The sequence below is a fragment of the Kitasatospora sp. NPDC056327 genome, from assembly GCF_042261735.1.
GTDB lineage: Bacteria > Actinomycetota > Actinomycetes > Streptomycetales > Streptomycetaceae > Kitasatospora.
In genome coordinates this window covers 1-13307 of record NZ_JBHJRC010000233.1, presented here as the reverse complement: position 1 = coordinate 13307, position 13307 = coordinate 1, and the positions used below count along the sequence as shown (strand labels likewise).

General features: G+C 72.5%; 11 protein-coding genes. 7 read left to right on the top strand and 4 right to left on the bottom strand.

What is annotated here, in order from left to right:
- Positions 1 to 57 precede the first annotated feature (57 nt).
- Both ACFCX4_RS27180 and ACFCX4_RS27175 read right to left on the bottom strand, forming a co-directional pair.
- The gene (locus ACFCX4_RS27180; protein ID WP_376147571.1) at positions 58 to 744 is read right to left on the bottom strand and encodes an LAETG motif-containing sortase-dependent surface protein; all 687 of its coding nucleotides are present in this window, start codon (positions 742 to 744) and stop codon (positions 58 to 60) included.
- A 369-nt stretch (positions 745 to 1113) separates the two neighbouring features.
- Entirely contained in the window at positions 1114 to 2493 is a 1380-nt protein-coding gene (locus ACFCX4_RS27175; protein ID WP_376147568.1) for a choice-of-anchor A family protein, read from the bottom strand.
- Positions 2494 to 2796: 303 nt separating this feature from the next.
- On the opposite strand from ACFCX4_RS27175, the gene ACFCX4_RS27170 reads away from it, so the two are divergent.
- Positions 2797 to 3786: a heme A synthase gene (locus ACFCX4_RS27170; RefSeq protein ID WP_376147565.1), complete on the top strand. Its 990-nt coding sequence runs from the start codon at positions 2797 to 2799 to the stop codon at positions 3784 to 3786.
- A 76-nt stretch (positions 3787 to 3862) separates the two neighbouring features.
- Here the strand turns inward: ACFCX4_RS27170 and ACFCX4_RS27165 are convergent, their stop codons facing one another.
- Positions 3863 to 4201, bottom strand: a complete 339-nt coding sequence (locus ACFCX4_RS27165) for a hypothetical protein (RefSeq protein WP_376147562.1) — start codon at positions 4199 to 4201, stop codon at positions 3863 to 3865.
- A 72-nt stretch (positions 4202 to 4273) separates the two neighbouring features.
- Here ACFCX4_RS27165 and ACFCX4_RS27160 point away from each other — a divergent pair, with 72 nt between their 5' ends.
- Complete coding sequence (locus ACFCX4_RS27160; RefSeq protein WP_376147559.1) at positions 4274 to 4915, top strand: DUF2461 domain-containing protein; 642 nt, start codon at positions 4274 to 4276, stop codon at positions 4913 to 4915.
- A 98-nt stretch (positions 4916 to 5013) separates the two neighbouring features.
- Here the strand turns inward: ACFCX4_RS27160 and ACFCX4_RS27155 are convergent, their stop codons facing one another.
- Complete coding sequence (locus tag ACFCX4_RS27155; RefSeq protein WP_376147557.1) at positions 5014 to 5955, bottom strand: heme o synthase; 942 nt, start codon at positions 5953 to 5955, stop codon at positions 5014 to 5016.
- A gap of 489 nt (positions 5956 to 6444) precedes the next feature.
- On the opposite strand from ACFCX4_RS27155, the gene tkt reads away from it, so the two are divergent.
- From tkt to pgl, 5 genes are all read left to right on the top strand, one after another.
- Positions 6445 to 8541 carry a transketolase gene (gene tkt / locus ACFCX4_RS27150; protein ID WP_376147554.1) on the top strand — a complete coding sequence of 699 codons (2097 nt, stop codon included), beginning with the start codon at positions 6445 to 6447 and terminating at the stop codon, positions 8539 to 8541.
- A gap of 87 nt (positions 8542 to 8628) precedes the next feature.
- The gene (gene tal / locus ACFCX4_RS27145; RefSeq protein WP_376147551.1) at positions 8629 to 9768 is read left to right on the top strand and encodes a transaldolase; all 1140 of its coding nucleotides are present in this window, start codon (positions 8629 to 8631) and stop codon (positions 9766 to 9768) included.
- Between the two features lie 58 nt (positions 9769 to 9826).
- Positions 9827 to 11383, top strand: a complete 1557-nt coding sequence (gene zwf / locus ACFCX4_RS27140; protein ID WP_376147574.1) for a glucose-6-phosphate dehydrogenase — start codon at positions 9827 to 9829, stop codon at positions 11381 to 11383.
- On the top strand, positions 11380 to 12480 hold the full coding sequence (gene opcA, locus ACFCX4_RS27135; protein WP_376147548.1) for a glucose-6-phosphate dehydrogenase assembly protein OpcA: 1101 nt from the start codon (positions 11380 to 11382) through the stop codon (positions 12478 to 12480). The genes zwf and opcA overlap by 4 nt, the downstream gene beginning before the upstream one ends.
- The gene (pgl, locus tag ACFCX4_RS27130; RefSeq protein ID WP_376147545.1) at positions 12477 to 13265 is read left to right on the top strand and encodes a 6-phosphogluconolactonase; all 789 of its coding nucleotides are present in this window, start codon (positions 12477 to 12479) and stop codon (positions 13263 to 13265) included. Before opcA ends, pgl begins: the two co-directional genes overlap by 4 nt.
- The last annotated feature ends 42 nt before the right edge of the window (positions 13266 to 13307 follow it).

Sequence of the window (13307 nt, the reverse complement as noted above, 5' to 3'; positions counted from 1 at the left end):
CAGCCCGGTACCCGCGCGGGTACCGGGGCCGGGCCGTCGTCCTGCCGGGGCGGGTCGTCAGCTCCCGGTGTTGCCGCGACGGCGGCGGGCGACCAGCAGGAGGGCGCCGCCGAGCACCACCACACCGCCGCCGACCGCGGCGATGACCGGGGTGGCGTCGCTGCTACCGGTCTGGGCGAGCGCCGGGCCGACCGGGGTCGGGGTCGGCGTCGGGACCGGGGTCGGCGTGGCCGTCTTCGACGGGGTCGGCGTCGGCGTGGCCGTCTTCGAGGGCGTCGGCGTGACCGTCGGGGTCGGGGTCGGCGTCGGCGTGACCGTCCTGGTCGGCGTCGGGGTCGGCGTCGGCGTCGCCGTGGGGGTGGGGGTCGGCGTGGGGGTCGGAGTCGGGGTCGGCGTGGGCGTCGGCGTGGGCGTCGCGCAGACCGGGATCGACTTCGTCTCCGTCTTGTTCCAGTCCTTGTTCTTCGGGTCCTCGGTGGTGGTCACCACGAAGGTGGCGTCGACCGGCGCGCTGTGCGCCGCCACCGGGAAGGTCTGGTGGAACTCCTTGCCGAACTCCTTCTGGTCCAGCACCTTCACGCCGTCGACCGTGAGGCTGACGGCGTTCTTTATGCCCGTCTCGGTGCTGTAGTTGGTCAGGTCGATCACGATCTTGTCGCAGGTCACCTGCCAGGCCGGCGTGTGCGCCGAGGCACCGGTCGCCAGCACCACCGGCAGCAGGACGGCGGAAACCGCCGTTCCCACGATCGCCGCACCGGTCCCGATGCCTGTCTGCCGCCGCTGTCGCGCCATCTCGTTGTCCCCTCCGAACGGTGGTGTGCAGCAGGCGTGTTGAGTGGAACAGCGGTGGCCCGCTACGACTGTCCGGGGGACTCTACCGGCAGTCCCGCTCCCCTCCACACCCCGCCGCACGGCCGGATTTCGTCTATCCGTCCGTACTCGTATGTGTCGTGACAGCCCACCACACCCACAAGCTCGGTCGACACCACTTCGGCCAACGTGGAATGAACTCTGTCAGAGTGGCCGAAAACAGCGACCCCCGGTGATCGACAACGATCACCGGGGGTGCCTCATCGGGCAATCCGGATCACTCCGGGGTCACCCTGCGGCGGCTCAGACCTGACCGGCCGCCTTGCGCCGACGCGCGACCAGGACCAGGGCGCCACCGGCGGCGACGACCACCGCGCCGCCGATCGCCAGCGGCACGACCGGGCCGGAACCGGTGTGGGCGAGGTCGCCCCCGGCGCTGGCCTGGGCCGACGGGCTCGCCGAGGCGGCCGGCACGACGGCCGCACCCGAGGCGGAGGCCGACGGGCTCGCGGAGGCGCCCGCGCTCGGCTTCACGGTGCCGGAGGCGGACGGGGTGCCCGGGGCGCCCGGGGTCACCGACGGACCGGGCGTGCCCGGGGTGGCCGGCGGGGTGCTCGGGGTACCCGTGCCGCCCGGCGTGGTGGGCGTGGTGGTGGCCGAGGGCGTACCGGTCGGCACGACCACCGGAGGCGTGGTGGCCGGGGTGGTCGGCGGCGTCGTGGGCGGCACCGTCGGCAGGCAGCCGGTGAAGGGGTAGTGGTGCGTCTCCGCACCGCCCTTGCCGGTCAGCGACTTGACGATGACGGAGCCGTTCACCGGGGCTGCCGAGCCGAGGTCGAACGCGGCGTTCGGCGCCAGCACGGTGCCGGACCAGGCGGCCAGGCTGCTCTTGACGACCTTGGTGGCGGTCGGGAAGTTCCAGAGCAGCTTGGCGCGGACGGCACCGCCGTGCGCGCTCTGCAGCTTGTCGTCCAGGACGTAGGCCTTCTTGCCCTCGTCCCACAGGTGGAAGCCGGTGGTCCGGGCGGCGGCCTGGTCGTACGACCCGCCGGTCACGGTGACCACGGTGACCGCGCCGGCCGGGACCTTGAGGAAGATGTCGGTGGCGCCCTGGAGGACGGCGGCGGAGACGGTGAAGCTGTTGAACGAGGCGTCGCCGCTGGTCAGGTAGAGCTCCTTGCCCTTGGCCTCGACCTTGGCGGCGGCGGTCTGCGGGGCGGCGGCCAGCTGGGCCGACGCGGCACGGAGCTTGGCGAACTCGGCGGCGAAGTCGATCGGCGACCTGCCCTGACCGACCGTGCCCTGGTGGGCCTGGATCACGGCACCCTCGGCCTTGGAGCCGTAGACGCCGTTGCCCTTCATGACCTGGGTGTTGTTCCCGGTCAGCTTGCCCGCCACGACCAGGGAGTTGCCGCCGGGCAGCGCCTTGACCTGGTCGGGGGTGAGCTCCTGGCCGACCGAGAAGCCACCGGTGAAGTCGGCGTTGCCGCCGACCGCCACCGCACCCTCGGCGTCCGGCGTGTGGGTGTCGTCGCCCTCGACGAACTCTCCGTAGAGGTTGGCGACACCGAGGCTCAGGCACTGGGTCTGGTCGGCGGCGTGGGCGGCGGCCGGGGCGACGAGCCCGGCGAGAACGAGAGAACCACCGAGCGCGAACGCTGCGGCGGGAACGGGTATGCGCATGTGCAGGATCTCCGCTTACGTGCGGGGGGTGGGAGGGGTCCGCGAAAAAGGTATGGACCAAACCGCACTCTTTCGGCCAAACGGGTGATTGGTCAAGACCAATGACCGCGTTGCCCGAACAGTCCTTTTTGCGCCTCATTCGGGTCGGACAGGTTTACCTCTATATCGACACGGGAAAGCTCGCCCGCTCGCCCGTCGCACCCCCCGCGGCAACCGCTGCCCCGCCCCGCGCCGGACCGGCCGGAGAACGCCGGAGGCGCGCCGTCCGCCCCGCCCCAAGATCGGCTGTAAGCCCCGCATACCATGGACGCCGTGCCTAACACCACCCCCTTCTCCCTGCTCGCCGAGCGCTGGCAGCCCTCCGCCGCCGTGGTCAAGCGCGCCGCGTTCGCCGCGCTGGTGATGAGCGTGGTGATCGTCGTCACCGGCGGTGCCGTCCGCCTCACCGCCTCCGGCCTCGGCTGCACCACCTGGCCGCGCTGCACCGGCGAGAGCCTCACCCCCACCGCCGAGATGGGCTTCCACGGCGTCGTCGAGTTCGCCAACCGGATGCTCACCTACGTGCTGAGCGCCGCCGTGGGCTGGGCGATCCTCGCCGCCCGCTGCCACCGCCCCTTCCGGCGCGGCCTGACCAGGCTCGGCTGGGCCCAGTTCTGGCTGGTGATGAGCAACGCCGTGCTCGGCGGCATCACCGTGCTGACCGGCCTCAACCCCTACACCGTGGCACTGCACCTGATCGCCGCGATGGCCCTGGTCTGGGTCGCCACCGTGATGTGGGAGCGGAGCAAGGAGGGCGACGGCCCGGCCCGGCCGCTGGTGGCCGAGCCCATCAAGCGGCTCTCCTACGTGCTGGTCGGCGCGGTCGGCCTGCTGGTGGCCGCCGGCACGCTGGTCACCGGCGCCGGCCACCACCCCGGGACGCCCAAGGACAACAAGATGGTCCCGCGCATCCCCCTCGACTACGACCGCCTCGCCCAGGCCCACGCCGACCTGGCCTTCGTCTCGGTCGGCCTGGCGATCGCGGTGATCTTCGTGTTCGCCGCCGTCAAGGCCCCACCCGCCGCCCGGGCCCGCTCCCGCGAGCTGCTGATCGGCCTGCTGCTCCAGGGCGTGATCGGCTTCGTCCAGTACTTCACCGACGTCCCGGAGCTGCTGGTCGGCCTGCACATGCTGGGCGCCACCCTGATCTGGATCGCCGCCCTGCGCATCCCGCTCGCCCTCCGGGCCCGCGAGGACGCCCCCGCGCCGGCCGGCCCGCCCGCCGCCCGCACCCCCCAGCCCGCGGCCGCCTGACCCGCGCGCGTCCCCGGACGCGCGGGAGGGCCCCGGTCACCCGACCGGGGCCCTCCGGCGTCCGCCGTCGCCGGCGTCAGCCGCCGATCTGCAGGCCCGCCATGCGCTTCCACTCGTACTCGCCGGTCCGCACCCTGAGGGCGAGCTCGCCCTCGAAGCGGTCGTGCAGGGTGATCCCGGCCAGCTCGGCGGCCCGGCGGCCGACCGCGTGACTGGGCGCGACCTGGTCGCCCCAGGCACCGTCGGCGCCGACCACCACGATCCGGGTGGCGACCGCGCCGACGTACTCGACGACGCCCTCCGCACTGCCGCCGTGCTCCCTGGCGAAGGCGGTCAGGCTCTTGGCGATGCGCTTGGCACGGCGCTCGGCGCGGGCGTCCGGCGCGGCGGTGGTGGCGGTCTCTGCGCTGCTCATGCCCGCATGCTACCCAGCGGTAGGGGAACCGGCGACGGGGGCGCCGTGTGCGCCGGGCCACATACTGGTGGGGTGACCTTCGACGGCTGGCCGGCCGAGGCGCTCGAATTCTACGAGCACCTCGAAACCGACAACTCCAAGTCCTTCTGGCAGTCCCACCGGGCCCGGTACGAGCACGCCGTACGGGAGCCCATGGAGCGGCTGCTGGCCGAGCTCGAACCCGAGTTCGGACCGGGGAGGATCTTCCGCCCCAACCGCGACGTCCGGTTCGGCGCCGACAAGTCCCCGTACAAGACGCACATCGGCGCCCACCTGACCGCCGGCGGCTACGTCCAGCTCTCCGCCGACGGCCTGGCCTGCGGCAACGGGCTGTACCGGCTCGCCCCCGACCAGCTGGACCGCTACCGCGCCGCGGTCGCCGAGGACGTCTCCGGCGCCGAACTGGAACGCGTGGTGGCCCGGGTCCGCGAGGCCGGCCCGGAGGTGGTCGGCCGGGACTCCCTGAAGTCCGCCCCCCGCGGCTACCCCAGGGACCACCCGCGGATCGCCCTGCTCCGCCACAAGGGCCTGGTCGCCTGGCAGGAGTGGACCCCCGGGGCCTGGCTGGGCACCCGGGCCGCGTACGGGCGGATCACCGCCTTCCTGCACACCTCCCAGCCCCTCAAGGACTGGCTGGACGGCCACGTCGGCCCCTCCGGGCTCCCGGCCCGGTAGCCGGCCGGGGCTCGGCCGGCCCCGGCACCCCGGCAGCACGAAGGGCCCCGGTCTCCTCGACCGGGGCCCTTCGGCACGTCATCCGCGCGCCGCTCGCGTCACTTCACGAACGGGTCCACCGCGATCACCACGAACAGCAGCGTCAGGTAGGTGATCGACCAGTGGAACAGCCGCATCTCCTTCAGCTTGGCGCCCACCACGCCGGACTTGGCCCGCCCGTGCAGCGCGTGCGCCTCCTTGAGCCAGGCGGCGCCGAGCAGCACCGCCGCCACCGGGTAGAGCCAGCTGGTGTCGGCCAGCGGCCACAGCAGCAGCGAGACCCCCACCATCACCCAGGAGTAGCCGACGATCTGCCGGGCGACCGCCAGGTTGCCCTTGATCACCGGCAGCATCGGCACCCCGGCCCGGGCGTAGTCCTCGCGGACCTTCATCGACAGCGGCCAGTAGTGCGGCGGCGTCCAGAAGAAGATCACCAGGAACAGCACCAGCGCCGACCAGGAGAGCGAGTTCGTGATCGCGGCCCAGCCGACGAAGACCGGCATGCAGCCGGCGATCCCGCCCCAGACGATGTTCTGCGCGGTGCGCCGCTTCAGGCCGAGCGTGTAGACGAACACGTAGAACAGCAGCGCGCCCAGGGCCAGCGCCGAGGACAGCCAGTTGACCAGGACGCCCAGCCAGACCGTCGACAGCACGCCCAGCGCGATGCCGAACACCAGCGCCTCGCGCGGCGACACCATGCCCGTGACGATCGGCCGGCGCTCGGTCCGGGACATCACCGCGTCGATGTCGCGGTCGATGTACATGTTGAGGGCGTTGGCACCGCCCGCCGAGAGGTAACCGCCGATGACCACCTTCAGCACCAGCAGCAGGTTCGGCACCCCGCGCTCCGCCAGGAACATCACCGGCACCGTGGTGATCAGCAGCAGCTCGATGATCCGAGGTTTGGTCAGTGCGACGAAGGCGCCGACACGGGCCCCGAACGGCCGTTGCGCAGGCGTCGCCCCGGTGACCCCGGCGGGACGGGATTCGACGGCGGTCACTAACACCCCAACTGAAGATGAATCCTCACAGGCGGCCACCGGAACACTCTCTCCCGAATCGTCCGCTCTGCGCGTACCACGCCACCTTAGACGCTCCATATCTCCCCACCGGCCCCGGGGTGCCCCGGCGGGGCGGAACGCACACCCCCGGGTGAACCCCCGCCGCGCCCACCTGGAGCGTTGCCGCCGGCGGCCTCCGCGGGGCCCGGTCCCCCGCCCCGGGCCCCGGAGAGGCGAACCGGGCGGAACCGGGCGAGGGTGGGACAAAGGCGCGGACCCGTCGCACACGGAATTGCCGGGGAATGACCACCGACATGCCTGAGTTGTCCCACCACGGAGGGTGAGCCACGGGCCGGACGGTAGGCTCGCCCAACAGAAGCGGGATCTACCCTCCGTGACCGGCACCACCTCAGCGTCCGGCCCCAGCGACGTGGCCGACCCGGTCCCTCACGGGGTCACTCTTCACAATGGAAGGAGCCCTGAGACAGGGTGAGCACGACGCCGAATGCATTCGAGTGGTCGGACCTCGACGAGCGGACCGTGGACACGGCCCGGGTCCTGGCGATGGACGCGGTCCAGAAGGTCGGCAACGGGCACCCCGGGACGGCCATGTCGCTGGCCCCCGCCGCCTACCTGATCTTCCAGCGCTTCCTGCGCCACGACCCGACCGACCCGTCCTGGGTCGGCCGTGACCGGTTCGTCCTCTCCCCCGGTCACACCAGCCTGACGCTCTACACCCAGCTCTACTTCTCGGGCTACGGCCTGGAGCTGGACGACCTCAAGGCCTTCCGGGTGGCCGGCAGCCGCACCCCGGGCCATCCCGAGCACGGCCACACCGCCGGCGTCGAGACCACCACCGGCCCGCTCGGCCAGGGCATCGCCAACGCCGTGGGCATGGCGATGGCCGCCCGCTTCGAGCGCGGCCTCTTCGACCCGGACGCCCCGGCCGGCGAGTCGCCCTTCGACCACACGGTCTGGGCGATCGTCTCCGACGGCGACCTGGAGGAGGGCGTCTCCGCCGAGGCCTCCTCGCTGGCCGGCCACCAGAAGCTCGGCAACCTGGTCGCCGTCTACGACGACAACCACATCTCGATCGAGGGCGACACCGAGACCGCCTTCTCCGAGGACGTCCTCAAGCGCTACGAGGCGTACGGCTGGCACGTCCAGCGGGTCACCCCGAAGGCGAACGGCGACATCGACGTCGCCGCGCTCGCCGAGGCGCTGGACGCGGCCCGGGCCGAGACCTCCCGCCCGTCGATGATCGCGATGCGCACGATCATCGCCTGGCCGGCCCCGGACGCCCAGAACACCGCCAAGGCCCACGGCTCCGCGCTCGGCGCCGCCGAGATCGCCGCCACCAAGAAGGTCCTGGGCTTCGACCCGGAGAAGACCTTCGAGGTCGCCGACCAGGTCATCGAGCACGCCCGCCTGGTCGTGCAGCGCGGCAAGGCCGCCCGCGCCGAGTGGGAGCGGTCCTTCGGCGCCTGGCGCGCCGCCAACCCGCAGCGCGCCGCCGAGTTCGACCGCATCGAGGCCGGCGAGCTGCCCGAGGGCTGGAAGAAGGCGATCCCCTCCTTCGAGGCCGGCAAGGACGTCGCCACCCGCAAGGCCAGCGGCGAGACCCTCAAGGCGCTCGGCGCGGTGATCCCGGAGCTGTGGGGCGGCTCGGCCGACCTCGCCGAGTCCAACCTCACCACCATCGACGAGGACAGCTCCTTCCTCCCCGAGGGCAACCCGCTGAAGACGGCCGGCCCGTACGGCCGCACCATCCACTTCGGCATCCGCGAGCACGCCATGGGCTCGACCATGAACGGCATCGCGCTGCACGGGAGGACCCGCGTCTACGGCGGCACCTTCCTGGTCTTCGCCGACTACATGCGCCCGGCCGTCCGCCTGGCCGCCCTGATGAAGCTGCCGGTCACCTACGTGTGGACGCACGACTCCATCGGCCTCGGCGAGGACGGCCCGACCCACCAGCCGGTCGAGCACCTGGCCTCGCTGCGCGCCATCCCCGGCCTCTCCGTGGTCCGCCCGGCCGACGCCAACGAGACCGCCGTCGCCTGGCGCACCGTGATCGAGCGCCAGACCACCCACCCCGGCCCGGTCGGCCTGGCGCTCACCCGCCAGAACGTCCCGACCTACGACCGCGGCTCCTTCGGCAGCGCCGAGGGCACCGCCCGCGGCGGCTACGTCCTGGCCGAGGCCTCCACCGGCGCCCCGCAGGTGATCCTGCTCGGCACCGGCTCCGAGGTCCAGCTGGCCGTCAGGGCCCGCGAGGTCCTGGAGGCCGAGGGCATCGCCACCCGCGTGGTCTCGCTCCCGTCCTTCGAGTGGTTCCAGGAGCAGGACCAGGCCTACCGCGACAGCGTGCTGCCGCCGTCGGTCAAGGCCCGCGTCTCGGTCGAGGCCGGCATCGCCCAGGGCTGGCGCGAGCTGGTCGGCGACCACGGCCGGATCGTCTCGCTGGAGCACTTCGGCGCCTCCGCCGACTACAAGGTGCTCTTCGAGGAGTTCGGCATCACCGCCGAGCGCGTCGTCGCCGAGGCCCACAACGCGCTGCGCTCGCTCGAAGCCGTCAACCGCTAGCGGCACCCGGCCGCGTACCCGGCCGCACACCGGGTACGCGGCCTCCCCTGACACCCCACAAGAAGAGAATCAAGGGACTGAAGCACCATGACTGACGCACTGAAGCGCCTCAGCGACGAAGGCGTTGCGATCTGGCTGGACGACCTCAGCCGCAAGCGGCTGAACTCGGGCAACCTCGCCGAGCTGGTGCAGCACAAGCACGTGGTGGGCGTGACCACCAACCCGACCATCTTCCAGAAGGCCATCGGCGGCGGCGACAGCTCCTACGACGGCCAGCTGCGCGACCTCGCCGTCCGCAAGGTCACCACCGACGAGGCGATCCGCATGATCACCACCTCGGACGTGCGCGACGCCGCCGACGTGCTGCGCCCGGTCTACGACGCCTCCAACGGCCGCGACGGCCGGGTCTCCATCGAGGTGGACCCGCGGCTGGCGCACGAGACGGCCGCCACCGTGGCCGAGGCCAAGCAGCTGTGGTGGCTGGTCGACCGTCCCAACGTCTTCATCAAGATCCCCGCGACCAGGGCCGGGCTGCCCGCGATCGCCGAGGTCATCGGCAAGGGCATCAGCGTCAACGTCACGCTGATCTTCTCGCTGGAGCGCTACAAGGCCGTCATCGACGCCTACCTGACCGGCCTGGAGGCCGCCAAGGCCAAGGGCCTGGACCTCTCCCAGATCGAGTCGGTCGCCTCCTTCTTCGTCTCCCGCGTCGACACCGAGATCGACAAGCGCCTGGAGAAGATCGGCGGCGAGGCCAGGGACCTCCGCTCCAAGGCCGCCCTGGCCAACGCCCGCCTCGCCTACCAGGCGTACGAGGAGGTCTTCGGCAGCGTCGACGGCAAGACCGCCGGCAGCGACCGCTGGACCGCCCTGGAGGCCGCCGGCGCCAAGGCCCAGCGCCCGCTGTGGGCCTCCACCGGTGTCAAGGACCCGGCCCTGCCGGACACCCTGTACGTCACCGAGCTGGTCGCCCCCGGCACCGTGAACACCATGCCCGAGGCCACCCTGGACGCCACCGACGACCACGGTGTGGTCACCGGCGGCACCATCGTCCCCAACTACGCCGACGCCAAGGCCGTGATGGACGCCGTCGCCGCCGCCGGCGTGGACTACGACGACGTGGTCCAGGTGCTGGAGGACGAGGGCGTGGAGAAGTTCGAGCAGTCCTGGAAGGAACTGCTCGACACCGTCACCGCCTCGCTCGCCTCCTTCGCCGACGAGAAGTGACCCCCCGCTCACAGCGCACGAAAGCGGAGCCAACCAAGTGAGCACTGATTTCCCCGAGTTGACGCCGGAGTCCGACGCGGACGACCTCCCGCCGGCACCCGTCAACCCGCTTCGCGACCCGTCCGACCGGCGGCTCCCGCGGATCGCGGGGCCGTCCGGCCTGGTGATCTTCGGGGTCACCGGCGACCTGTCCCGCAAGAAGCTCATGCCGGCGATCTACGACCTCGCCAACCGCGGCCTGCTGCCGCCGGGCTTCTCCCTCGTCGGCTTCGCCCGCCGCGAGTGGAAGGACGAGGACTTCGCGCAGGAGGTGCACGACGCCGTCAAGGAGCACGCGCGCACCCCCTTCCGCGAGGAGGTCTGGCAGCAGCTCGCCAAGGGCATGCGGTTCGTCCACGGAACCTTCGACGACGACGACGCCTTCGACAAGCTCCGCGGGACCATCGAGGAGCTGGACAAGGCGCAGGGCACCGGCGGCAACTTCGCCTTCTACCTGTCCGTGCCGCCGAAGTTCTTCCCGACCGTCGTCCAGCAGCTCAAGAAGCACGGGCTGGCCGACCCGCCGGCGGGCTCCTGGCGCCGCGCGGTCATCGAGAAGCCGTTCGGCCACGACCTGGAGTCCGCCCAGGAGCTGAACCGGATCGTCCACGAGGTCTTCCCCCGGGACGAGGTCTTCCGGATCGACCACTACCTGGGCAAGGAGACCGTCCAGAACATCCTGGCGCTCCGCTTCGCCAACCAGATGTTCGAGCCGATCTGGAACCGGTCGTACGTCGACCACGTGCAGATCACCATGGCCGAGGACATCGGCATCGGCGGCCGGGCCGGCTACTACGACGGCATCGGCTCGGCCCGCGACGTCATCCAGAACCACCTGCTCCAGCTGATGGCGCTCACCGCGATCGAGGAGCCGGCGTCCTTCCACCCGAAGGCGCTGGTGGCCGAGAAGCTCAAGGTGCTCAGCGCCGTCAAGCTCCCGGCCGACCTCGGGCAGCACACCGTGCGCGGCCAGTACGCGGCCGGGTGGCAGGGCGGCGAGGAGGTCGGCGGCTACCTCGACGAGGACGGCATCGACCCGGAGTCCAAGACCGACACCTACGCGGCCATCAAGCTGGAGATCAACAACCGCCGCTGGGCGGGGGTGCCGTTCTACCTGCGCACCGGCAAGCGGCTGGGCCGGCGGGTCACCGAGATCGCGGTGGTCTTCCAGCGCGCCCCGTACCTGCCGTTCGACTCCTACGCCACCGAGGAGCTGGGGCAGAACGCCCTGGTGATCCGGGTGCAGCCGGACGAGGGCGTCACCGTGCGGTTCGGCTCCAAGGTGCCGGGCACCTCCTTCGAGGTCCGGGACGTCACGATGGACTTCGCCTACGGCGAGTCCTTCACCGAGTCCTCCCCGGAGGCGTACGAGCGGCTCATCCTCGACGTGCTGCTCGGCGACGCCAACCTCTTCCCGCGCCACCAGGAGGTCGAGCTCTCCTGGCAGATCCTCGACCCGATCGAGCGGTACTGGGACACCCACGGCAAGCCCGCCCAGTACCCGGCCGGCACCTGGGGCCCGGCCGAGGCGGACGAGATGCTCGCACGAGACGGCAGGAGCTGGCGCCGGCCATGAAGATCGACCTCACGGACACCACGTCAAGCAAGATCAACGCGGCGCTCATGGAGGCGCGCCGGGCCAGCGGCTCCACGGCCGCCGGCATGGTGCTCACCCTGGTGATCGTGACCGACGAGGGCAGCGCGTACGACGCCCTCAAGGCCGCCAACGACGCCTCCCGCGAGCACCCCTCGCGCACCCTGGCGGTCATCAAGCGCGCCGGGCGCTCGCCCCGGGCCCGCGCCGAGACCCGGCTGGACGCCGAGGTGCTGGTCGGCTCGGACGCCGGCTCCGGCGAGACCGTCGTCCTGCGGATGCACGGCGAACTCGCCGCGCACGCCCAGTCGGTCGTCCTGCCGCTGCTGCTGCCGGACGCCCCGGTGGTGGTCTGGTGGCCGGACAACGCGCCGCTGCACCCGGCGCAGGACCCGCTCGGCGCACTCGCCCAGCGCCGGATCACCGACGCGGTCACCGCCGAGTCCCCGGTCGGCCAGCTCGCCCAGCGGGCCCAGAGCTACACCCCGGGCGACACCGACCTGGCGTGGACCCGGATCACCGGCTGGCGCTCCATGCTGGCCGCCGCGCTGGACCAGCGGCCGTCGACGATCACCTCCGCGGTGGTCGAGGGCGAGTCGTACAACCCCAGCGTCGAACTGCTCGGCCTGTGGCTGCACACCCGGCTGCACGTGCCGGTGGAGCGGGTCGTCACCAACGGCCCGGGCATCACCGCGGTGCACCTGCGCACCGAGGACGGGGACATCACCCTGGACCGCCCGGACGGCCTGATGGGCACGCTCTCCATGCCCGGCTCGCCGGACCGCCAGGTGGCGCTCAAGCGGCGCGAGACCTCGGAGCTGATCGCCGAGGAGCTGCGCCGGCTCGACCCGGACGACATCTACGCGGCGGCCGTGCGCACGCCGGTGGAGCAGCTCAAGGAGCCGGACAACGCCGAGCAGGCGGCCGCGGCCGCGGTGGCCGAGCAGGTCTCCGAGGAGGCCGGGCAGACCGAGCAGGCCGACGCCGTCGCCAACCCCTCCCGGGTGACCGCCGAGGGTACCGGCGGCACCGCGAGGAAGGCGGCCGGCAAGCGCGCCGCCAAGAAGGCGGACGCATGACGGCCGCCACCCCGCAGCTGGTCGTCCACCGGGACAAGGAGCTGATGGCCCAGGCGGCCGCAGCCCGGCTGATCACCCGGATCGTGGACGCCCAGGCCGCCCGCGGCACCGCCTCGGTGGTGCTCACCGGCGGACGCAACGGCAACGCCCTGCTGGCCGCGATCGCCGCCTCCCCGGCACGCGACGCGGTCGACTGGGCGCGGCTGGACCTCTGGTGGGGCGACGAGCGTTTCCTGCCCTCCGGCGACCCGGAGCGCAACGTCGTGCAGGCCCGCGCCGAGCTGCTGGACGCCGTCCCGCTCGACCCGGCGCGGGTGCACGCGATGCCCGCCTCGGACGGCGCCGACGGCTCCGACGTCGAGGCCGCGGCGGCCCGCTACGCGGAGGAGCTCGCGAAGGCGGCCGGACCGGGCGACCGGCTCGGGGTACCCGCCTTCGACGTGCTGCTGCTCGGCGTCGGTCCGGACACCCATGTCGCCTCGCTCTTCCCGGAGCACCCGGGCGTGCGGGAGCAGGAGTTGACGGTGATCGGCGTGCGCGGTGCGCCGAAGCCGCCGCCGACCCGGATCTCGCTCACCCTGCCGGCGATCCGCGCCGCCCGCGAGGTCTGGCTGCTGGCGGCGGGCGAGGACAAGGCGGGCGCGGTCGCGGTGGCCCTGTCGGGCCCGGGCGAGCTCCAGGCGCCCGCCTCCGGCGCACGCGGCACCGGCCGCACCCTGTGGCTGCTGGACCGCACCGCGGCGTCCCGGCTGCCGGCCCAGCTGTACCCACCGGCCTCGGCCTAGGGGCCGGAAACGGCGAAGGGGCACCACCCGGTGGGTGGTGCC

What these genes read in the sequence shown, in the direction of transcription:
- ACFCX4_RS27165 (WP_376147562.1), bottom strand. Translation starts at nt 4,201, where the DNA reads ATGAGCAGCGCAGAGACCGCCACCACCGCCGCGCCGGACGCCCGCGCC.
- opcA (WP_376147548.1), top strand. Translation starts at nt 11,380, where the DNA reads ATGAAGATCGACCTCACGGACACCACGTCAAGCAAGATCAACGCGGCG.
- ACFCX4_RS27175 (WP_376147568.1), bottom strand. Translation starts at nt 2,493, where the DNA reads ATGCGCATACCCGTTCCCGCCGCAGCGTTCGCGCTCGGTGGTTCTCTC.
- tal (WP_376147551.1), top strand. Translation starts at nt 8,629, where the DNA reads ATGACTGACGCACTGAAGCGCCTCAGCGACGAAGGCGTTGCGATCTGG.
- ACFCX4_RS27170 (WP_376147565.1), top strand. Translation starts at nt 2,797, where the DNA reads ATGGACGCCGTGCCTAACACCACCCCCTTCTCCCTGCTCGCCGAGCGC.
- pgl (WP_376147545.1), top strand. Translation starts at nt 12,477, where the DNA reads ATGACGGCCGCCACCCCGCAGCTGGTCGTCCACCGGGACAAGGAGCTG.